Here is a 21,127-nt window from a genome sequence, read left to right on the forward strand (position 1 = left end):
AACCGATGGCGCTTTTCCCGGCGCCCCACTGGAGGTCTTTGCCATGCAACGCCGCGCGTTTTTGAAGCAAACTGCCTTGGGCGCCGCAGCCGGTGGCGCCGCGCTGGCTGCGCCGGCTTTTGCGCAGGACGCGCCCACCATCGCATGGCGGCTGGCATCAAGCTTTCCGAATGAATCGCCTACGCTGTTCGCGGGCGCCGAGGATGTGGCGCGATATGTGGCGGAAGTCACTGATGGCCGCTTCACGATCGAGATCTTTCCCGCGGGCGATCTGGTGCAGTCCGGCCAGGTTCTGGAAGCGGTTCAGCATCGCGTGGTGGAATGCGGGCACACCGCGTCGACGCGCTATTTCGATATCGACCCGGCGCTGAGCTTTGACGCCGGTGTGCCGTTCGGATTGAACACCCGGCAGATGAACGCCTGGATGAATCAGGGCGAAGGTCTGGCGCTGACGCGCGTACTGTTCGACAAATACAACATCCTGAATTTCCCCTGTGGCTACACCGGAGCGCAGATGGGCGGTTGGTTCCGTGGCGAGGTCAAGACCGTGGATGATCTGCGCGGCTTGAAGGTCAAGGCCGGCGGCTTTGCCCGCCATGTGCTGTCTCGCCTGGGTGCGACGCCGGTTGATGTCCCGGTCGCGGAAACGTATGTCGCGCTTGAGCAAGGCACGGTCGATGCCGTTGCCTGGATCGGCCCCCATGACGACGAAAGCCTGGCGCTTTATAAGGTTGCGCGGAACTACTATTTTCCGGGGTGGTGGGCAGGCACCTTGCAGTTGTCCTTGTATGTGAACCAGGACGCCTATGATGAATTGCCCAAGCCGTATCAATCGGCGTTGGCGCTGGCGTGCCGGATGGCGACGGGCAATATGATCGCCAAATACGATGCCGGCAACCCGGATGCGCTACGCCGCCTGGTGTCGCGTGGCGCGCAACTGAAGGCGTTTCCGAAGCCGGTGCTGCAAGCCTGCTATGACGCCTCGTTGGCCGCCTATAAAGAGTTGAGCCTCAAAGACCCCATGTTCAAGAAGCTCTACGAAAGCATGGTCGCCTTCCGGGATAAAGAGGTGCCGTGGTTCCGTGTTGCCGAAGGCAGTTTTGACAACCTGATCGCAACGCTGGGCCAGCCGGGCGCCTGAACGCCACCGGCACGGCGGATATACTGATTTGAGACGTCGCGTTGGGCGACACAAGTGACGAGTTTCATGCGCACACGCATCAAGATCTGCGGATTGACCCGCGAACAAGACATCGAAGCCGCCGTCTCGGCCGGCGTCGATGCGATCGGCTTCGTTTTTTACGCCAAGAGCAAGCGCTGCCTGACGCCGACGCGCGCCGCGCAACTGCGCCGCACGGTGCCGGCGTTTGTCGACGTGGTGGCGCTGTTCGTGAACCCGGACCCCGCTGACGTGCAGGCGGTGCTGGATCAGGTCGGTCCTGAGCTTCTACAGTTCCATGGCGATGAAACCCCGCAGGATTGCGCCCGCTACGGTCATCGTTTCCTGCGCGCGTTCCGTGCCGGTGCGCCGGGGTTGGCCACTGCGGAAGATCTCGCCACCAGTTGCCGCGCCTACGGTGAAGCGGCGGGCTGGTTGTTCGACAGCTACAGCGCCGGATACGGTGGCAGCGGCCACGGCTTCGACTACGCTTTGCTGGACGACGTGCGCGCGGACCCCGTGTCACGCCCGCTGATCCTCTCAGGCGGATTGACCGCCGAAAGCGTGGGTCAGGCCGTCCAGTTGATCAGGCCTTGGGGGGTCGATGTCAGCAGTGGCGTCGAGGTCGAGCAAGGAATAAAAAGTTCTGCTAGAATCTCGTTCTTCGTTGAAGCGACGCAAGAAGCCGATACGAAATTGAAGGCAAGAAAGTAGTGCGGAAGTGAATGAACTGAAGTGAATTTATTGCGGCAGCCGGCGCGAAAGTGCATTAGAACTGCATTGAAGCCCAACGCAATAAAAACAGCGAAAAGTCCTTTAAGACGATTTGCACAGTTCAAAAAAGCACTATATAATTCTTCTTCTTTGCAGGCGGTTAGCTCAGTTGGTTAGAGCGCCACGTTGACATCGTGGAGGTCGTTGGTTCGAACCCAATACCGCCTACCAGATTCCTGCAAAGCAGTGCCAGGCACTGCTCCGAAAGCCGCATAAGTCCATGACTTTGCGGCTTTTTTGCATTCTGCGCCGCCAGCAGCTGCCTAGGGGGGGGCCAGGGATCCAAGAGCAGGAATGAGGGTAGGGCCGAACGGAATAAGAGTACGCCCCCAAAGGTACGCCCCCAAAGGTACGTCCCCGAAGGTAGGCCCCAAAGGTAGACCCTCAAAGCCCTCATTTCACCGCCTTGGCTGCGCAATCATCGAGATAATCCGACCACCACGGCATTAACTGCCGACGCTTGTCCAAATACTCGGCGTGGTTATAAGCACGGCGGATCAAGTTGCGCTCCTTGTGCGCAAGTTGGCGCTCTATAACTTCCGGCCATGCGCCGCTACGTTCATTCATGATGGTCGAAGCCAGGCCGTGGAAGCCGTGGCCAGTTTGCTCACCCTCGAACCCCAAAATCTTGAGTGCCTTGTTGATGTTCTCGGCGCTCACGGGCGTATTCGCCGGATCTCGTAGACCTGGGAACAGCAGCCGATACCGGCCTGTGTATTTGTCCAACTCGTCCAGCAGTGCCTGCACTTGCCGCAACAACGGGACAAAGTGGTCAGCCCCAATTTCTTTTGATATCAGGGCGCCTTTCATCCGGGCCACCGGTATCCGCCATCGGGCTTCGCCACGGAAAAATTCAGCGCGCATTTGGGACCATTTCTTGCTATGGACACTTGCGGCTATGTGGCCGAGTTAGATGAAGAACATGACGACACCCCTTCCCAACCCACCCGACGATCCTCGGAGCATGGATTCTCCAAAAACGACGGATCACGCCGGGCAAACCATTGATGAATCGCCACCCGTTGATGAGGACGAGGAGCCCGGAGAGTCAGACGAGCTGGATCCGGAGGAGCCAGTTGGTACCCCTGCATCCAACCAGCCGGTGCCGTAATTAGTTGTCCAATTGTCGGCTCGTACTGGGGCCGTCGCCTTACCGCGTCGATCGCAGGAGGATCATATGGCTAGCAACAAGACTGGTGACATTGAGCGTATCCATGATTTGCTCTACCAGGCACTGGAAACCGAACTGGGAGGAATTAACGTCTACACGGCGGCTCTGTCCTGTGCGACAAATGAAGATCTGGCGAAAGAGTGGGAAAGCTATCTCGGCGAAACCAAGACTCATCGGCAGGTATTACTTACCGTGTTTGAAGAACTCGGCCTTGATCCGAATAAGCGGGTGCCCAGTCGGGAAGTGGTGAAGCATCATGGTGACGCTCTTGTGGCGGCCATTTCTTTGGCGAAATCGCACGGTGACCCGGCAGCAGCTCAGGTCGTGGCCGCAGAATGTGTCGTCTTGGCCGAAACGAAAGACCACCAGAATTGGGAGCTGATTGGTCTTGTCGCTGACAAGATCAAGGGCAAAGAAGCCAAAATTCTCAAAAAAGCCCATGAAGCGGTGGAACAGGATGAGGACCACCACCTCTATCACACAATGGGCTGGACAAGAGAGCTTTGGATTGAGGCTCTAGGCTTCCCAGCAGTCCTTCCACCGCCCGAAGAAGTCAAGAAAGTCGAGACGGCTATCGGTGCGGCCCGCGCCGAACAGGCCCGGGACAAGATGCTTTAAGACAGCTGGTTCTCCGCTTCTTGCGGATCGGCCCCACTCTGGGGCCTTTTTTGTGGCCATGGCGTGTTGCATTATGGACGCCTAGCTGGTGGTGATGCGGTCGGCTATTGTTTTCCCGGAGGCTTGACTGCGGCGGCATCCTCTTGCGCAGCTCATCCCGGTCATAAACAAACGCCCCTATACGGGGCGTCTTGATGCAAATCAGTTGCGCAAGCGTTGGGCTACGCGCGGCACATATCTGACCGTGCCGCCCGGTGGCTTCCAGGACTTTTTCTCTGCCATCCATCCGGCCTCCCAAGCCTCTACCTTTTCGCGCCATTCAACGATCGACTCCCCGGTGTGTCCCGGCATCACGTCTGCCCGATAGTAGGGGCAATCCCACAACGTCAAACCTTCGCGCGCGGCATGGGCGCCCAGCCTTTGGATGTCATCGCGGTGCATTGCAGTACCCTCCAAAAGTAGATGATGGGGGAATCAGTATTCCGCAACTTTGTGGGTGTTTGCAATAGTGTTGCGGCACTACTTGGAGTAGCTTATTTTGCGGGCGGTCCCCGAGTGATCCCAATCTTGTGACATTTTTTCATCGGTACTACATGTTTGGGAAATTTCCGACATTGCTCTCGGGGGTGGCCGATAGCGGACTGCGGCTAGATGCGTAGGATGTGGCCATTCCCACTCAACTGACAGACCAAGCCATTGCATCATTGCGCTCGCATTCGTGAATGCAGCCTTGCACAAGCTTAGCCGCGTACATCTTCCCTATGTCCATCTGCTTGTCCAATCTAGCCAGAATTCTGGCTTTTGCGCTTCTTTGCATCACGTGGAAATCAGTCGACGCATTCTCCTATCCCGTCACAACGCATTTGGCAGTCGCTGGCGACGGGAGTAGCTTTAGCGTTGAAGTGACGACCTCGTTCCAGGAAGTACATACCGTTCCGGACCTGACTTTTGTACCCAAGGGATACATCATGCAGCCGGCCTCTTGGGTAGCTAATAGTCCGAGCCATGTATGGGCTGTCACGCCGGTCAACGATTGCAGTTGGTATTGCATTCGATCCAACGGGGAAGCAATAAGCGCATTCGCTAGAAGGTGGCGCAGCATGAGTTGGGTGTCTAGCGAAGTGGCGCCGCATTTTCCCGGCGACATGGTCTGTTCCGGCATCATCATTCGAGGCGACGAGGGAACCGGGTTAGTCAGCCAACTGTTTTTCGTGCCTCCGCAGACTAGTACCTCATGCACAATGTCCACGGCAAGGTGCACACTTGATCATGGGATGCTGACGCTCGCTCATGGGAGAATTTCAGACAGCCAAGCGCAGGGTCATAGTGCAAGTGCGATCCTGAAAATCACCTGCTCAACTTACATATCAGGAAAGGTGACACTACGGTCTGGCGCCGACAGTGAGCGAATCGCATTAGATAATGGTGGTAAGAGCCGCCTATATGTCGCCAATCAAGCAATGGGTTCGAAGCTGCCACTACAGCAGGGTTTGAATACGATTGAACTGACGGACAAACTTGAAATTGACAACGGTACGAAGCTTGGTCCGTTTCGGGGCAGTGCCGTCTTGGTCCTTGATATGTACTAGCACCACACCGTTCCCCAAAAAAAATCGACAGGATGACGTCCCTGCGATTGTCCTTGCCGGGCACACTGAACTCTTCAGCTGTAGCTCGGCGTCTTTCAAGGCCTGATAGTGGCTATACAGAGAGCCCTCCAGAGAGAATTTCAGTTTCGGCCAGAATCAGCGGGGTTATCCCTTCGAGAAAATGCTTGTGGTACGTCGATAGTGCATCAACGGTCTCGGGCGGGGTGTCGCGGTGGCGCCTAGTGTCCATGGCATGAATCTATCCCGCGGTTTGGCAGTCCGCAATGGACTTGGGAAACTTCTCAGACGAACTTACCGGATCCAAAAAAATCTGGAGAAATAAAGGGTAGTGGGGCGGCCAATTGTCGGTTCTTTATATTCACCAGCCCATTGCCAGTAAGTTGCGCAAGTGTGATCGTCCGAAACGCTCAAGCCGCCACTGCATCCCTTCCCATGCTTGGGAAATTTCGCACAGGGTTCTCCGGCGTGCCTGATAGGCATGCCCGGCCAGATGTGTAGCATGCGGTAGTCGTCCAACTCCTACAAACGTGGCCATTGCATCAATGCATTCGCTTCTGCGATTGCAGGTTCGTGCCTGGCTGGTTGCGCATCCCTATGTCCATACGCTTTCCTGTACCAGCTAGAATTCTGGCGGCCTGGCTCCTTTGCTTTACCACGCAATCCGCATACGCATTCGTCTATCCCATCACATCGAGAGTCACAAGCGACAAAATGGGCAGGCAGATAACCGTCTACACCCAGCGGGGGGAATTGACGACCAAGCCAGACAACACCAAGGTGCCGATGGGCTTCATCATGCAGCCAGGACAATGGCACGCCGACCGGCCAAGCGAAGTCTGGGCTGCGCTGCCGGAGTGCGGCAGCGGAGCCCAGTTTTGCGTGGTATCTAACGGCGAACTGATAGGGGATTTGGCTCGCCGGTGGACCACCATGATGTGGGTCTCGCAAGTCGTCGTACCCTATGTTCCTGGTGACAAGATTTGCTCTGGGGTCATCATTCGCGGTGAGTGGGCAGAGGGGCTGGTCTCTACTATGTTTTTTCAGCCGCCACCAGCAGAACACGCATGTGTCCTTACCAAAGCGGCATGCCAGTTTGAACATACACAGGTGACGCTGGCGCACGGGAATTTCTCGGAGAGGCAGGCAAATGGCCATAGTGCAAGCACGAAGCTGAATATCACCTGCGATTTCGTCGTCCAAGGAAAAATGACGCTTCGATCTGGCGCCGACTCGCAGCGGGTGGCACTGAACAATGGCGGTAAAAGCCGTTTGTATCTTTCCGGCATGCGGTTGGGTTCGACGCTGCGATTAGCGCGAGGTCTGAATAGTCTGGAACTGACGGATTCGCTTGAGTTCAATGGGACCACGAAGCTTGGCCCATTCAAGGGCAGCGCTGTTTTGGTCTTGGACCTGGACTAGGCAGACGAATAGGGAGTGCCGGGTGTCATGAGCGCGCACGTTCGCATGATGAACGGCCTACATTGCGGCCACTATGATTCCTGCGCGTGGTTGAGGGGGCATCTGCTATCTTTGGGCTGTCTCCAACACGTCCAGAAGCATGCAAAAACTCTCAATAGCTATCCTGCCGCTTTGCTTCCTGGCGCTGGCGGGTTGCGTGGCCAAGCCGCCGCCCGCCGTCCAAACGCAGGCGCGCGTGGATGAATTGCCCATGTACGGCGGGATGGACCGGTCATCCGCCGCTGAACTCCAAGCCAGCGACAAGAAGCTGATTGCGGATGCGACGCAAGCATTCGGCTCCGCCGAAAAAGCCTCGAAGGCCTGGGTTGGTCAGGGCTACCGCTTCTATCAAGCCGACCAGCTTGGCATGGCGATGCGGCGATTTAATCAGGCGTGGCTGCTGAATCCCGATAATCCCGAGGTATATACAGGCTTTGCTGCGGTATTGCATGACCAGGGAAAATTCTGCGAAGCCATGAGCATGATGGATCAGGCTGTCAGCCATGACCCTCCCACGACTCAGGGAATTTATGCGGATGCCGGGCGCATTGCTGCTCGTTGCGCGGCCGAAGACAAGACCTTGCCTCCCGAAGCCAGGGTTGCGGCCACAGCGCGGTCGGACGAGTGGTACCGGAAAGGGGAGGCCGTGGAGCCGGACAAGGGCTATCTGTATTCGTCCTGGGCAACGGCCTACTACTGGCGCGGCCAGTACGACGAAGCGTGGGCGATGGTCGTCAAGGCGCACGCGGCGGGCGGTACGCCGGGGCCAAGATTCCTGAACATGCTGCGCGCCAAGATGCCCGAGCCTCGGACTTAAGCCTTGCGCTGCATCAGCCGATCCGGCTCAAGCCCGGCATTTGCGATATTCTGCTGACCATCATGATCAAAGCGCTATGGTTGGCGTTGGGCTGCGTGATGCTGGCATTGGGCGTCATCGGCGCATTTCTGCCGGTCATGCCGACGACGATTTTCTTGATTCTTGCCGTGGGCTGCTTCTCGCGGTCTTCTCCACGGCTGGAAAAATGGCTATTGAATAGTCCCACCTATGGACCTGCGCTGCGCACCTGGCGGGAACAGGGCGCCGTGTCGCGCAAAGGCAAAACCTATGCCTGCCTGGGCATGGCGGTGGGTTATGGCCTGTTTTGGTGGAGCGCGCATCCGTCGTGGCCGCTGGCCACGGGCGTAGGCCTGTTTTTCCTGGCCAGCGCGGCGTACGTACTCAGCCGGCCCGCACCGAAAGCGGTTGATGCCGAAGGCGCTGGTGACGCGCATCCCCACGAATGACGCCACGGGTCGGCCGGCAGTCGGCAGGACGAGATCGAACGTTTATTCAGCCCGGGTTTAGCCATTGTTTAGCCAACATTCAGGCGGTTGATACGCCCCTGAAAGACTCGGGCCGGGCGTAACGCGCAGAAACGGTTGCGTCGGAAATCCACGGTCGGAATGGACGCCTTCTCTGATGTAATGGGCCGCAGCAGGGCTATTCAAGCCGCCGCGCGTCGTTGCCGTCGCGCCATCAGCCAGCAAGGATCATTCATGGCGAACAAGCGTCGAGAACTTCTATTTGCCGCCATGTCCGGTGCGGCGTTTGGGTGGACCAGCCCATCGGCCGCGGCGGCCAGCGCCTCGTCGCCCGTCCAGGAAACCCTGGATCTTTGGCCCGGCAATCGGCCGCCCCAAGGGCGCGGGCCCGATGGCCCCGAGAAGGTCAGTGCCAAGGGATCGGTGACGCAGGTATCTCGGCCCCGCTTGGTCGTCTATCGGCCAGCACAACCCAATGGCACGGCGGTGATGGTGATTGCCGGAGGCGGTTATGCGCATATCGAGCGGGGGACGGAAAGCACGCCCGCCTGCCTGTGGCTTCAGGCGCAAGGGGTGACGGCGTTTGAATTGATCTACCGGCTGCCGGGCGAACATTGGCCGGCAGAAGCTCCGTTGCAGGATGGGCAGCGCGCCATGCGGGTGATCCGTTCGGTGGCGGGGCGGTTCGGGCTGGATACCGGGCATGTCGGCGTCATCGGGTTTTCGGCGGGCGGGCATCTGGCGGGCTTCACGGCAGCGACGGCTACCGTGCCGCGCTATGCGCCGGTGGATGCCGCGGACAGCCTATCGTCGCGTCCTGATTTTGCCGGGCTGATTTATCCGGTGCTGACGTTCATGCCGCCGTTTGACCACACGCACGCGCGGCGGGAAATCGTGGGCGAACATCCGACAGCGGCGCAGAGCGCCGCGTTCTCAGTGGACCATCTGGTGACGGCACAGATGCCACCCGTATTTCTGGCGCAGGCGCAGGACGATCCGATTTCGCCCGTGGACAACAGCCTGCTGATGTTCAACGCGCTGCGTGCGGTGGGCGTGCCGACCGAGATGCATATCTTTCCCCAAGGCAAGCATGGCTGGGGTTTGGGCAAGCCCGACACGTTGGTGCATGCCTGGCCGGGGTTGTTTACCCAGTGGGCCGCATTCAACGGATTCTTCGCTGCGGCCAACTGAACGCGGTATACGGCCGGGCGCAGCCGTATACCGACCAGGCCGGTTCATGCGCCGGCTAATGCGAATGCCGGGGATCACCCCGAGTTTCGATGACCTTCAAATACAGCGTTGCGGGTTCCAGGCAGCCGCCCGTGGATAGCTGACCGACCAATTGCCGGTATAGCTCCTGCCAGGGGGTTTGCGAGGCGGGTGGCTGGTAGGCGGGTTCCTGTTTGCGCCTTTCCATTTCTGCATCATCCACCAACGCAATCACGCTGCGTTGATTCAAGTCGACGCGGATCTTGTCGCCGGTGCGCAGCAGTGCCAGGCCGCCGCCAGCGGCAGCTTCCGGTGACATGTTCAGGATGGAGGGACTGGCCGAGGTGCCGCTTTGGCGTCCATCACCCAGGCAGGGCAGGGAGTCCACGCCGCGTTTGATCAGGTGTGATGGCGGGGCCATGTTGACGACTTCGGCGCTGCCCGGGTAGCCCAGCGTGCCGGCGCCACGGATGACCAGGATGCAATGCTCATCGATGTTCAACGTGGGGTCTTCAATGCGCGCGTGGTAGTCCTCGGGGCCATCAAACACGATGGCACGGGCTTCGAAGGCGTTCTCCGAACCGGGTTCCGACAAGTAGGCGCGGCGGAACGATTCGCCCACCACCGACATCTTGATGATGGCGCTGTCGAAGAAATTCCCCGATAGCACGATGAAGCCCGCGCGGTGTTTCAGCGGAGCGGCGCAACTGCGGATGACGTCGGCATCGTGGGTCTTGGCGCTTGAGGCGATGTCGCCAATGGTCTTGCCCGACACGGTGGGACAATTGGCGTGCAGGCGTCCGGCCGCCAATAGTTCATGCATGACCGCCGGCACGCCACCCGCGCGGTGAAAGCCTTCGCCCAGATGTTCTCCGGCCGGCACGCAGTTGACCAGCAACGGCACGTCTTCGCCGAGCCGTTGCCAGTCATCCAGGCTCAGGTCGATGCCGGCATGGCGCGCCATCGCGATCAAATGGGGCGGGCAGTTGGTGGAGGCGCCCAGCGCGGACGCCACGACGATGGCATTTTCAAATGCCTCCCGTGTCAGGATGTGGGAAGGGCGCAGGTCTTCACGGACCATGTCGCAGATGCGCATGCCGGTGGCGTAGGCCATTTGAGCGCGTTCGCGGTACGGGGCAGGAATGCTGGCGCAGGTGGGCAGCGACATGCCCAGCGCCTCAGCCAGCGAATTCATCGACAAGGCGGTGCCCATCGTGTTGCAGTGGCCAACAGAGGGCGAGGACGCGGTGGCCAGCGTCATGAAACCCTCGTAGTCCAGCTTGCCAGCCGCCATCAGATTGCGTGCATGCCAGATGACGGTGCCGGATCCGACGCGCTGGCCGTCGTGCCAGCCGTCCAGCATCGGGCCGCCCGACAGCACGATGGCGGGCAGGTCGACCGTGGCGGCGGCCATCAGACAAGCGGGCGTGGTCTTGTCGCAGCCGGTGGTCAGCACCACGCCGTCCAAGGGATAGCCGTGCAGGATCTCAACCAGGCCCAGATAGGCCAGGTTGCGATCCAGGGCGGCGGTGGGCCGCCGGCCTTGTTCAGCCAGCGGGTGCACCGGAAACTCCATCGGGATGCCGCCCGCGTCGCGGATGCCCGCTTTGATGCGTTCCGCCAGCGCCAGGTGGTGGCGGTTGCAGGGCGCAAGATCGCTGCCTGTCTGGGCGATGCCGATGATCGGCCGTCCGGATTGCAGTTCTTGGCGCGTCAGGCCGTAATTAAGATAGCGCTCGACGTAGATGGCCGTCATATCGGCGTGCGACGGATCGTCGAACCATTTCTGGCTGCGCAACTTGCGGGGTGTCTGAGACATGGGGGCTCGCTTGCTTCGATGGGACCGCGCTAGTTGCGCGCTTTCTGGATCTCGTCGTTCAACTGCTTGATGAGCTCGGGTCCGAGTTCCTGCGTGTACTTGTCCACGACGGGCTGCACCTTTTCCCGCATGCGCGCCACTTCCTCGGGGCTGACGGTATTGATCTTCATGCCGGCCTGTTCAAGCGTGGTCATGGCCTTGGCGGAATCGGCGCGGCTGTCCTTGCGTTCAAAATCGCGCGATGCCGCGGCGGCCTGACGGATCAGCTTTTGCTCGTCGGGAGACAGGGTGTCCCACCATTTCTTCGAGGCCAGCACTACCCACGGGGTGTAGACGTGGCGGGTGATCGTCAGGAAAGGCTGCACTTCGTAGAACTTGCTGCTCTGGATGGTGGTGATGGGGTTTTCCTGGCCATCCACCGTGCGGGTTTCCAGCGCCGTGAAGAGTTCCGAGAACGGCATGGGAACGGCGTTTGCGCCCAGCGTGTTGAAGACGCCCAGCGCGATCTGGTTCTGCATGACGCGCAGCTTGATGCCTTGCAGGTCCTCGGCGCGGTTGATGGGACGCTTGGAATTCGTCATGTTGCGGAAACCGTTTTCCCAATAGACCAGGCCGATCAGGCCACGGGCTTCCAGTTTTTTCAGCAGGTCTTGGCCTAGTTGTCCGTCCAACACCGCATCGGCTTCCTTTTCGCTGTTGAACAGGAAGGGCAGGTCGAACACACCGAATTCCTTGACCATGCCGGCCAGCGGCGCGGTGGAACCCACCATCATTTCCTGCGCACCGCCAGCCAGCGCGCCTTGCATCTGTTCGTCCGACCCCAGATTGGCCGAGCCGAACGTCTTCATCTTGAGTTTGCCGCCGCTGATTTTTTCGAGCTCTTGTGCCAGGAAGCGCGCGGCGCGGCCCTGGACGCTTTCGTCGTTCAGGCCATAGCCGAAGCGGATCAGGCGGGGTTTGACATCTGCGGCCGCGGCGACGCCGGCAACGGTGCAAGACAGTACGGTCGCCAGCACCAGCAAACGAGTTTTGAGTCGGGTGATCATGGTGTTCCTCCTTGGGGTTTCTCTATGCCGCTAGTGCATCCAGCGTGCGGGTACGGTGATCAGTTCAGGGAAGATCACCAGCAGGACCAGCAAGACCGTGTAGGCCACCACGTAGCGCCACACGCCCTTGCAGATGGTTTCCATATTGATGCGGGCCACGCCGCAGACCACGTTCAGCACCGTGCCGACGGGCGGGGTCAACAGCCCCACGCTGCCCACCATGACGAACATGACGCCGAAGTAGACGGGATCGATGCCGGCTTTGATGACGACGGGCATTAGCACCGGGCCCAGGATCAGGATGGTGGGCGTCAAGTCCATGACCGTGCCCACGAGCGTCAGCAGGATCAGCAGCGCGAACATCAACAGCTTGGGCTGGTCCATCACGGGTTCCAGCAGGGCGATCAGGTCCTGCGGCATGTCCGCCAGCGTGATCATGTAGGACGAGACCATCGCAGCCGCCACCAGGAACATGACGACGGCCGTCGTGCGCGCGGCGTTGGCGAACAACTGCGCCAGGTCGCGCAGGCCGATCTCGCGATAGACGAACAGGCTGACCAGCAGCGCGTAGACGGCGGCCACCACCGCGGCCTCGGTGGGCGTGAAGATGCCGCCGCGCAGGCCCCCGATGATGATGACGGGCAGCATCAGGGCCCAGAGCGATTCACGAAGCGCCTTCAGGCGGTCGCGCCACGGCACGCGCGGCGACGGTTTGATGCTGCCGTGCTTGCGCGCCACCCATGCCCAGACGGCAATCAGCGTCAGGCCCATCATCAGCCCGGGGGCGATGCCTGCGAAGAACAGCTTGGTGATCGACACGTTGGTCGCCACGCCGAAAATGATGAAAGAGATCGAAGGGGGAATGATGGGGGCGATGATGCCGCCGGCGGCGATCAGCCCGGAAGCCTGGCCCGCTTCATATCCCTTTTCGCGCAGCATCGGGATCAGCAACGATCCCAGGGCGGCGGCATCAGCCACGGCGGAACCCGACAGTGAGGCGAGCAGCACGCTGGCGAAGATGGCCACATAGCCCAGGCCGCCCTGGATATGGCCGACGAAGGAGTTGGCCAGATTGACGATGCGGCGCGATATGCCGCCAGCGTTCATCAGTTCGCCCGCCAGCATGAACAGCGGCACGGCCATCAGCGTGAAGCTGTTGGCGCCTGACAGCATGTTTTGCGCCAGGATCTGGGTATCGAAGAAGTCCAACTGGAACATCATCGCCAGCGCGCTGAGCAGCAGCGCGAATGCGATGGGCATGCCCAGGGCGATCAGCCCCAGCAGCACGAGCAGGAAAATGGTCAGGATCATTCAGGGCATCCGGGGGAGGGGGTGGGGTCAGGCCAGGAAGTCTTGGGGTTCAGACCAGCGGGTCTTCAGGGCTGGACTCCATCGGCAGGGGGCCTCCCGCCAGCACACGGACCAGATCGACCACCGTCAGGATGCCCATGGCCACCGCCGCGTACAGCGCCGCCGTGTTGAACACCGCCAGACGCATGCCCGTCACGGGCAGCACGGTGTCCATGCCGATGACGGTTTGCACCCAACTGCCTTCTGCCATCAGCCACAACACCCACAGCACCAGTAGCTGGCAGAACACATGGGACACGCGGCGAGCCGCCGGCCCAAAGCGCTCCACCAGCATGGTGACGCCGATGTGCTGGTGCTCGCGCAACGCAATGACGGCACCCAGGAAGATCATCCAGACGAATGCCAGGCGGGACACTTCGTCAGACACGTTGATGCCGGAATTGAACAGATAGCGCAGCGTCACGTTGCCGAACAGCAGCACGACCATCACGATCAGACAGGCCACCATCAGCCAGGTCTGCAATGCGAAACACCAGTCGGCGGCGCGGGCCAAAGGCGTGCCGCCTGGCCGGCCCGAGGGGCGAGCTTGCATCGTTGTCTCCTATCCGTTTCCCGGAATTTTCTGGATTATGCTTTGGCGAATGTTAGCGCTAACATTTTGGGTTTGGCAACCCCCCGTTTTTTGCGTCAGACTACGCGCTTCCGACTCCATCGCGAGGGCCAATGTCCGTCCGTAAACCCCGAAGCACCCGTGCCGGCCGCGTCACCATGCAGGATGTCGCACGCCGCGTGGGCGTCAGTGCCATTACGGTGTCGCGCGCGTTGCGCACGCCGGACAAGGTGGCCGAAGCCTTGCGCCTGCGCATTGCCCGGGTGTGCCAGGAACTGGGATACGTCCCCAATCACGCGGCCAGCGCGCTGGCGTCGGCCCGATCGCAAACCATCGTGGCGTTGATCCCGTCGTTAAGCAACGTGGTGTTCGTAGACATCATCACCGGGATCAAGGACGTGCTGGACCGCCAGGGCTATCACATGCTGATTGGCGTCACGGGGTATTCGCCGGATGAAGAAGAGGCGCTGCTGCGCAAGTACCTGCAACATTCGCCCGACGGATTGATCTTGACCGGCATCGACCACCATCCAGGCGTGTGGGATTTGCTGCGTGCGCAGCAGATCCCGACGGTTCACACGATAGAAACCCTGCCCGGCGGCGACGATATGAGCGTCGGATTTTCGCAGTTCGATTCCGGCTATGCGGCGGGCAATCATCTGGTGGAACAAGGCCGTCGCCGCATCGGCATCGTTGGCGCGCAGTTGGATCCGCGTTCCCTGCGGCGCTGCGAAGGCGCCCGGCAGGCGCTGCGGGATGCGGGTTGCTATGACCCCGCGCTTGAAATCATGACGCCTGAAAAGTCGTCGATCAGTCTTGGGGCGTCTTTGCTGGAAGACCTGCGCACCCGTCATCCCGATTGCGACGCGGTCTTCTTCTGCAACGACGATTTGGCCCAAGGCGCGGTGTTTCAGTGCGGGCGCCTGGGCGTGCGCGTGCCAGAGCAGATGGCCATCATCGGTTTCCACGATCTGGCCGGTACCGCCTGGACGACGCCGCCCCTGTCGACGATTGCCACGCCGCGCTACGAGATTGGCGCGACAGCGGCCACGTTGCTGATGCGGCATCTGGCGGGCGACATGGTCGCCGAGCGGCACGTGGACCTGGGTTTCACTCTGGTTCGGCGCGAAACCAGCTGACCCGCGCGGTCACGTCACGTCACGCGGCGCGGCGCATGGCCAGGAATACACCCGCAGCCATGATGAGGACCATGCCCGCCAGCGCCAGGCCATCAGGCGGGCGCTGAAACCAAAAGGTGCTGAATAGCACCGCCAGCAGCAGCTGAAAGTAGTTCAGCGGAGCCAGCGTGGCGGCCGATACCCGTTGGAACGCGGCAATCAACAGAATCTGTGCCAGGCCGCTGCACGCGCCCAGGGCAATGATCAAGGCGGTGTCGGTCAGGTTGGGCCACGGATCGGGCAAGAAAAACGGGGCGGGCAGCGCGGTGACGATCAGGCAAATGATCGCGGTGTAGGCATATTGCACCGGCCCTGGCACTTTGCCGGACAGCTTGCGTGTCAGCACCTGGAAGATGGCGTAGCTGACGGCGGATACCGCCATCAGCACGGTGCCCAGCAACGGCAGGTCCGAACCCGGGCGCACGATCAGCAGCATGCCTGCAAATCCGGTCGCAACCGCCGCCCACTGTACTGGCCGCACGCTTTCACCCAACAGCCAGGGAGACAAGGCCACCATGATCAGCGGCGACGTGAAATAGATGGCCGTGGCTTCGGACAGGGGCATCCAGATCAACGCGGTCATGAAGCACGAGGCCACCGTGGCCAACATGATGCCGCGCAGCACCAGCAAGGGCTTTTCGGGCGCGTCGCGTAATCGCATGCCCCGGCCGTGCCGAAAGAGCATTGCGATCGCCAGGATGATCACGGCCAGGTACCGCATCACATTCAGGAAGGGCGCGGGGTAGCGCTCCAGCATGTGCTTGGATCCGGCGTCAAAGGTGGCGAACGCCACCAGCGCCGCGAAGAACAGCAGGATGCCGGCGTTGCGGGTGGCGGTGGACGAGGGCAGGACGGCTGAGGGAACGGAGGACATGGTGGAAGCCGTGCCTCAGGCGCCGGCCTGTCCCATGCCTTGCAGAAATGCGTCCAGCGCGGGGCCGATCGCCTGCACCATGTAGCCGCCTTCCTGCACCACGACGGTGGGCACGCCCAGACTGGCGACGCGCGCGCCGATGTCGCGGTAGGCGTCGATGTCCAGCTTCAGCACGCTGATGGGGTCGTCTTTGTATGTGTCGAAGCCCAAGGCCAGCACCAGCGCTTCGGGCCTGTAGCCGGACAGGGCGGTTAGCGCCGTGTCCAGCGCGGCCAGGAAAGGATCGTTGCCGGAGCCGTGCGGCAATGGCAGGTTCAGGTTGTAGCCTTCACCCGGGCCTTGTCCTCGCTCATCCGCATAGCCCGTGTAGAAGGGGTAATAGGCGCTGGGGTCGGCATGCAGCGATACCGTCATGACGTCGGCGCGCTGGTAGAAAATGTTCTGGGTGCCGTCGCCGTGGTGCGCGTCCACATCCAGTACCGCGACTTTGGACCAGGTCTGCAAGAGCCGGCTGGCTGCGGCGGCGCTGCTGTTCAGATAGCAGAAGCCGCCGGCTCGGTCGCGGTGTGCATGATGGCCCGACGGCCGACACAGGGCATAAGCCATGCCGCCGGTGTTGGCCACGTGATCGGCAGCCGCCACCGCGCTATGGGTGGAGCGTAGCGCCGACCGCCAGGTCTGGGGGCCAATGGGGCAGGACAAGTCGCTCAGGTAATAGCCCGTCTGCGCCACGATGGACGGCGACGGGCATGGCCCGCGGCCCGCCTGTTCGATGCGGCCGTTGTAGTAGGGAGACAGGTTGGGCAGCACTTCTGGGCCCGGGTCCACGCCGGGCGCCTTGAGCGATTGCCAGCGGCTGTAGGCGGTTTCCAGATAGTTCAGGTAGTCGGCGCTGTGTATGTTTTCCAGCGGCTTGCGGCCGTAGTCGGCCGGCGCTTCGACTTTGATGCCCCTGGCCGCCAGCGCGCCTTGCAGGCTCTCTGCCCGTGATGGCAGATCGGTGGGCGCGCTTAGGCGGCCCAACCGCATGAACTGCTGCGGGGTGTGCAGCAATTGTTCTTCCGAGAAAAACGCCTTCATGATGATCCTCGCTGACGCTTCAAGCCTGCTTGAGTTCGATCTCGACAAAAACGAATTCGGTGTCGCTGGGGTTGATGACGTTGTGCTCGACGCCAACGGGACGATAGTAGGCGATACCCGTGGTCAGCTGGCTTTCGATCTGGCCGTTGGGCGTGTCCAGCAGCAACGGGCCGGTGGTTTGCGGCACCACCACGTAGTTCATGCCGTGGCGGTGCCAACCCGTTTCCCCTCCCGGCGGAAAGCGCCATTCAGTGACGGTGACGAGTTCATTGTCGATCTGCACGGTGGGGACGGCTGCGGGGCGTTGCACGGTGGTCTCTCCTGATGTTGTCATGACGTTCTGTTGGGGTCAGGCCATTGTGGCCTGGGTTGGATCCCAGTGCTGGCCGGGCACGGCGGCGATGAGTTGCCGCGTGTAGGCGTGTTGCGGGTTGTCGAAGATCTGCGTGGGGGAGCCGTACTCGACGACTTTGCCACGATGCATGACCAGCACGGAATTGCAGATCTGCGCGGCCACGCGCAGATCATGGGTGATGAACACCAGCGCGATCTTCAGGCGCTGCTGCAAATCATGCAGCAATTGCAGTACCTGGGCTTGCACGGACACGTCCAGCGCCGACACCGATTCGTCCGCGACCAATACCTTGGGTTCAAGCGCCAGCGCCCGTGCAATGCCGATGCGTTGTCGCTGGCCGCCCGAGAACTGGTTGGGATAGCGGTCGAAGGCGGACGGGTCCAGCCCCACCAGGGCCAGCAATTCGCGCACCCGGGCCTCAGCCTGGGCACGCGGCATGCCGTTGGCGACAGGGCCGTCGCTGACGATGCGTCCGACGGTGTGGCGCGGGTTGAGCGAGGCGAACGGATCTTGGAAGATCATCTGGATGTCGTGGCGCATCGGCCGGAAACGCGACTCCGACATGGCGGCGATATCCTGCCCGTTGAAGATCAACTGGCCGCCATTGATGCCCACCAGTTTCAGCAGGCATTTGCCGATGGTGGACTTGCCCGATCCGGATTCGCCCACGATGCCCAGCGTTTCGCCGCGCCGCACGGTGAAGCTGACGCCGTCCACCGCATGCACTTCGCGCTTGCCGCCCAGCCAGCCGTGGCCGATCACGTACGTCTTCTTCAGGTCTTTGACTTCAAGCACGGGCGTGTCGCTTTCGGAGGCGATGCGTTCTTCGCCACGTCGGTGCGGCACGGCGGCGATCAGGCGTTGGGTATACGGGTGGCGTGGGCGGTTCAGCACCTCATCGGCGGGGCCCTGTTCCACCAGCACTCCCTTTTCCATGACGGCGACGCGGTGGGCAATTTCGGCCACCACGCCGAAGTCGTGCGTGACGAACATCACGCCCATGCCTTTTTCCTTCTGGATGCGGGCGATCAGCGCCAGGATCTGTGCCTGGGTGGTGACGTCCAGCGCGGTGGTCGGCTCGTCGGCGATCAGCAACGCTGGCTCAAGCGCCAGCGCCATCGCGATCATCACGCGCTGGCGCTGCCCGCCGGACAGCCGGAACGGGTAGACGTGGTACAGGGTGGCGGGGTCCGGCAGGCCCACGAAGGCCAGCAGTTCCAGTGTGCGCTTCAGGCGTTCGGCGCCCGGGTAGGCGTTATGCACGCGCATCACTTCGCTGATTTGTTCGCCCACCGTCATCAGCGGGTTGAGCGCCGACAAGGGCTCTTGGAAGATCATCGCCATGTCCTTGCCGCGCATGGCTTGCAAGGTGGCTTCGTCTTGTTGCAGAAGGTCCTTGCCGCGGAACAGAATGCGGCCTTGCTGCGGCGTCAGGTAGTCGGGCAGCAACCCCATGATGGCATTGGCGCTCATGGACTTGCCCGAACCGGACTCGCCGACGATGCACAGGATTTCTCCCGCGTTGATGGTGTAGGACACGTCCTGCACGGCAAAGGGGCGGTCGCCGCCGCGGGGCAGGGCGATGCTCAGGTTCTGGATGGAAAGCAGAGGCGTGGCTTCGGTCATGTCGGCCTCCTATTCGCCGCGCTTGCGCAGTTGCGGGTTCAGGGCGTCGTTCAACCCTTCGCCGATCAGGTTGATGGCCAGCACGGTCAGCAGGATCGCCACGCCTGGCCAGACGCTCATCCACCAGGCTTCGCGGATCATCGTGCGCGCGGCGCCGATCATGAATCCCCAGCTCATCAGGTTGCGGTCGCCCAGCCCCAGGAAGGACAGGGACGATTCCGTCAGGATGGCCGTCGCCACCATGAACGAGGCCGACACGATGATGGGCGACATGGCGTTGGGCAGGATCTGGGTGCTGACGATGCGGGCAGGCGTCTGGCCGATGACGATGGCAGCCTGCACGAATTCGCGTTGCTTGAGCGTCATGAATTCCGATCGCACCAGGCGGGCGGCCGGTGGCCAGGACACCACGGCGATGGCCGTCATGATGGAATAGACCGACGGGCTCAGGATGGCCACCAGCACGACCGCCATCGCCAATTGCGGGATGGTCTGGAAGAACTCGGTGAAGCGCATCAGTGCGTCGTCCACACGGCCGCCGCAGTAACCGGCCACCGACCCGATCAGGATCCCGAACAGCAACGCCACGGCGGTTGACAGTAGACCCACCATCAAGGACACCCGGGCGCCCCAGACCAGGCCCGCCGTGATGTCTCGGCCCAGCATGTCGGTGCCAAAGGGGTAGTCGGCGTTGGTAAAGGGCGGAATCAGCGGGTCAGCCACCATCATCCAGGGGGAATCCTGATACAGCAGGGGCGCGGCCAGCGCCACGACGACCACGATCAGCATGATGATCAGGCCAGCCACCGCGCCGTAATTGCGCATGTACCGTTGGGCAAATGACTTCATGCGGCGGCTCCTTGCTGCGCACCGGCGCCGATGCGGGGATCTATCAGGCGGTACAGCACATCGGTCAGCAGGTTGAACACCACCACCATGATGGACGTGACCAGGAATATGCCCAGCAGCAGTTGGTAATCGCGTTGCAGCAGGGCGTCGAACATCAGGCGGCCGATGCCGGGCCATGCGAAGACGGTTTCGGTCAGCACGGCGCCGCCCGCCATCTGGCCCAGCTGGATGCCAGCGAAGGTGATGACGGGCAATAGCGCGTTGCGCAGTACGTGGGCGCGGATCACGCGGCTGGGGCTGACGCCCTTGGCGCGCGCGGTCTTCACGAAGTCCATGCCGATCACTTCCAGCATGGACGCGCGCGTCAGCCGCACATACACCGCCATGAAGAAGCAGCCCAGAGTGACGGTGGGTAGCACCAGGTGTTGCGCGATGTCCGCCGCGCGGGCCAGGCCGGTCAGTCCGGAGCCCACGGTTTCCATGCCGAAGGCGGGCAACCACCCCAGCACGACCGAAAACAGCAATATGCCCATCAACGACAGCCAGAACAGCGGCGTGGCATACAGCAGCAGGGCGCCCGTCATGACCGAGCTATCGATCCAGCGGCGCTTGTTGCGGTAACGAGCCTTGGCCGCGACGACGCCCAGGAACACGCCCAGCACGATGGAAAAAACGAAGGCGCAGGACATCAGCAGGAAGGTCGCCGGCAGGCGTTCCACGATCAGGTCCAGCACTGGCACATGGTTGCGGTAGGAAAAGCCCAGGTCCAGCTGGACGACGCCCTTCAGGTACAGCATCAGCTGTGTCAGGATCGGCTTGTCCAGGCCGAAGGCCACGCGCAATTGGTCAACATAGGCGGCATCGCCCGCGCCGGCCTGACCCGCGAGCACGGCGGCCGGGTCGCCGGGCGCCAGGCGGATCAGGAAGAAATTGATGATCACCACACCCAGCACGACCACCAGGGCCTTGCCAATGCGGGAAACAAGGAAAGACAGGAATTTCATGCTGTGGGTCCTCTCAGGACGGGCGTGGACTGCGTGAGCAAGGTCCGTTCGCACGGCCGGGATCCGCCGCCGCG

Annotated in this window: 21 protein-coding genes and 1 tRNA gene; 10 read left to right on the top strand and 12 right to left on the bottom strand. The window is 61.5% G+C overall.

Annotated elements, in window-relative coordinates; genetic code table 11:
- The first annotated feature begins 43 nt into the window (after positions 1 to 43).
- The 3 genes from HV753_RS22585 (at position 44) to HV753_RS22595 (ending at position 2,104) form a co-directional block, all read left to right on the top strand.
- The gene (locus HV753_RS22585; RefSeq protein ID WP_175176818.1) at positions 44 to 1,141 is read left to right on the top strand and encodes a TRAP transporter substrate-binding protein; all 1,098 of its coding nucleotides are present in this window, start codon (positions 44 to 46) and stop codon (positions 1,139 to 1,141) included.
- A gap of 54 nt (positions 1,142 to 1,195) precedes the next feature.
- A complete protein-coding gene (locus tag HV753_RS22590) occupies positions 1,196 to 1,873 on the top strand; it encodes a phosphoribosylanthranilate isomerase (protein ID WP_281370985.1) in 678 nt (225 codons plus the stop codon).
- 154 nt (positions 1,874 to 2,027) lie between these two features.
- Positions 2,028 to 2,104, top strand: a tRNA-Val gene (locus HV753_RS22595).
- 222 nt (positions 2,105 to 2,326) lie between these two features.
- Here the strand turns inward: HV753_RS22595 and HV753_RS22600 are convergent.
- Positions 2,327 to 2,797 carry a tyrosine-type recombinase/integrase gene (locus HV753_RS22600; protein ID WP_175176820.1) on the bottom strand — a complete coding sequence of 157 codons (471 nt, stop codon included), beginning with the start codon at positions 2,795 to 2,797 and terminating at the stop codon, positions 2,327 to 2,329.
- Positions 2,798 to 3,110: 313 nt separating this feature from the next.
- On the opposite strand from HV753_RS22600, the gene HV753_RS22605 reads away from it, so the two are divergent.
- A complete protein-coding gene (locus tag HV753_RS22605) occupies positions 3,111 to 3,722 on the top strand; it encodes a ferritin-like domain-containing protein (RefSeq protein WP_175176821.1) in 612 nt (203 codons plus the stop codon).
- Positions 3,723 to 3,923: 201 nt separating this feature from the next.
- On the opposite strand, the gene HV753_RS31330 is transcribed toward HV753_RS22605, so the two are convergent.
- The gene (locus HV753_RS31330; protein WP_343056552.1) at positions 3,924 to 4,163 is read right to left on the bottom strand and encodes a CrpP-related protein; all 240 of its coding nucleotides are present in this window, start codon (positions 4,161 to 4,163) and stop codon (positions 3,924 to 3,926) included.
- Between the two features lie 659 nt (positions 4,164 to 4,822).
- On the opposite strand from HV753_RS31330, the gene HV753_RS22610 reads away from it, so the two are divergent.
- The 5 genes from HV753_RS22610 to HV753_RS22630 all read left to right on the top strand — a co-directional run bounded on the left by HV753_RS22610 (position 4,823) and on the right by HV753_RS22630 (position 9,283).
- Complete coding sequence (locus HV753_RS22610) at positions 4,823 to 5,311, top strand: MrpH family fimbial adhesin (protein ID WP_175176822.1); 489 nt, start codon at positions 4,823 to 4,825, stop codon at positions 5,309 to 5,311.
- 732 nt (positions 5,312 to 6,043) lie between these two features.
- Entirely contained in the window at positions 6,044 to 6,751 is a 708-nt protein-coding gene (locus tag HV753_RS22615; protein WP_175176823.1) for an MrpH family fimbial adhesin, read from the top strand.
- A gap of 139 nt (positions 6,752 to 6,890) precedes the next feature.
- Positions 6,891 to 7,607: a tetratricopeptide repeat protein gene (locus tag HV753_RS22620; RefSeq protein WP_175176824.1), complete on the top strand. Its 717-nt coding sequence runs from the start codon at positions 6,891 to 6,893 to the stop codon at positions 7,605 to 7,607.
- Positions 7,608 to 7,669: 62 nt separating this feature from the next.
- Positions 7,670 to 8,074, top strand: coding sequence for a YbaN family protein (locus HV753_RS22625; RefSeq protein ID WP_217481491.1), 405 nt, complete (start codon positions 7,670 to 7,672; stop codon positions 8,072 to 8,074).
- 252 nt (positions 8,075 to 8,326) lie between these two features.
- Entirely contained in the window at positions 8,327 to 9,283 is a 957-nt protein-coding gene (locus HV753_RS22630; RefSeq protein ID WP_175176825.1) for an alpha/beta hydrolase, read from the top strand.
- 55 nt (positions 9,284 to 9,338) lie between these two features.
- Here HV753_RS22630 and HV753_RS22635 read toward each other — a convergent pair whose 3' ends face one another.
- From HV753_RS22635 to HV753_RS22650, 4 genes are read right to left on the bottom strand one after another with little or no spacing between them, the layout of a single operon-like run.
- The gene (locus HV753_RS22635) at positions 9,339 to 11,120 is read right to left on the bottom strand and encodes an IlvD/Edd family dehydratase (protein ID WP_175176826.1); all 1,782 of its coding nucleotides are present in this window, start codon (positions 11,118 to 11,120) and stop codon (positions 9,339 to 9,341) included.
- A 29-nt stretch (positions 11,121 to 11,149) separates the two neighbouring features.
- The gene (locus HV753_RS22640; RefSeq protein ID WP_175176827.1) at positions 11,150 to 12,166 is read right to left on the bottom strand and encodes a TRAP transporter substrate-binding protein; all 1,017 of its coding nucleotides are present in this window, start codon (positions 12,164 to 12,166) and stop codon (positions 11,150 to 11,152) included.
- 30 nt (positions 12,167 to 12,196) lie between these two features.
- Positions 12,197 to 13,477, bottom strand: coding sequence for a TRAP transporter large permease (locus HV753_RS22645; RefSeq protein WP_175176828.1), 1,281 nt, complete (start codon positions 13,475 to 13,477; stop codon positions 12,197 to 12,199).
- A gap of 49 nt (positions 13,478 to 13,526) precedes the next feature.
- Positions 13,527 to 14,069, bottom strand: coding sequence for a TRAP transporter small permease (locus tag HV753_RS22650; RefSeq protein ID WP_175176829.1), 543 nt, complete (start codon positions 14,067 to 14,069; stop codon positions 13,527 to 13,529).
- Positions 14,070 to 14,200: 131 nt separating this feature from the next.
- On the opposite strand from HV753_RS22650, the gene gntR reads away from it, so the two are divergent.
- Positions 14,201 to 15,226, top strand: a complete 1,026-nt coding sequence (gene gntR / locus HV753_RS22655) for an HTH-type transcriptional regulator GntR (protein ID WP_175176830.1) — start codon at positions 14,201 to 14,203, stop codon at positions 15,224 to 15,226.
- A 19-nt stretch (positions 15,227 to 15,245) separates the two neighbouring features.
- On the opposite strand, the gene HV753_RS22660 is transcribed toward gntR, so the two are convergent.
- From HV753_RS22660 to HV753_RS22685, 6 genes are read right to left on the bottom strand one after another with little or no spacing between them, the layout of a single operon-like run.
- Positions 15,246 to 16,139 (bottom strand): DMT family transporter, encoded by an 894-nt coding sequence (locus HV753_RS22660; protein ID WP_175176831.1) that lies wholly within the window; start codon positions 16,137 to 16,139, stop codon positions 15,246 to 15,248.
- 15 nt (positions 16,140 to 16,154) lie between these two features.
- The gene (locus HV753_RS22665; RefSeq protein ID WP_175176832.1) at positions 16,155 to 17,219 is read right to left on the bottom strand and encodes a histone deacetylase family protein; all 1,065 of its coding nucleotides are present in this window, start codon (positions 17,217 to 17,219) and stop codon (positions 16,155 to 16,157) included.
- A gap of 19 nt (positions 17,220 to 17,238) precedes the next feature.
- The gene (locus HV753_RS22670; RefSeq protein WP_175176833.1) at positions 17,239 to 17,529 is read right to left on the bottom strand and encodes a cupin domain-containing protein; all 291 of its coding nucleotides are present in this window, start codon (positions 17,527 to 17,529) and stop codon (positions 17,239 to 17,241) included.
- 39 nt (positions 17,530 to 17,568) lie between these two features.
- Positions 17,569 to 19,200, bottom strand: coding sequence for an ABC transporter ATP-binding protein (locus tag HV753_RS22675; protein ID WP_175176834.1), 1,632 nt, complete (start codon positions 19,198 to 19,200; stop codon positions 17,569 to 17,571).
- A gap of 9 nt (positions 19,201 to 19,209) precedes the next feature.
- Positions 19,210 to 20,049, bottom strand: a complete 840-nt coding sequence (locus HV753_RS22680; RefSeq protein ID WP_175176835.1) for an ABC transporter permease — start codon at positions 20,047 to 20,049, stop codon at positions 19,210 to 19,212.
- The gene (locus HV753_RS22685) at positions 20,046 to 21,053 is read right to left on the bottom strand and encodes an ABC transporter permease (RefSeq protein ID WP_175176836.1); all 1,008 of its coding nucleotides are present in this window, start codon (positions 21,051 to 21,053) and stop codon (positions 20,046 to 20,048) included. The genes HV753_RS22680 and HV753_RS22685 overlap by 4 nt, the downstream gene beginning before the upstream one ends.
- Positions 21,054 to 21,127: the final 74 nt, after the last annotated feature.

This window comes from Achromobacter pestifer (assembly GCF_902859625.1).
GTDB lineage: Bacteria > Pseudomonadota > Gammaproteobacteria > Burkholderiales > Burkholderiaceae_B > Achromobacter > Achromobacter pestifer.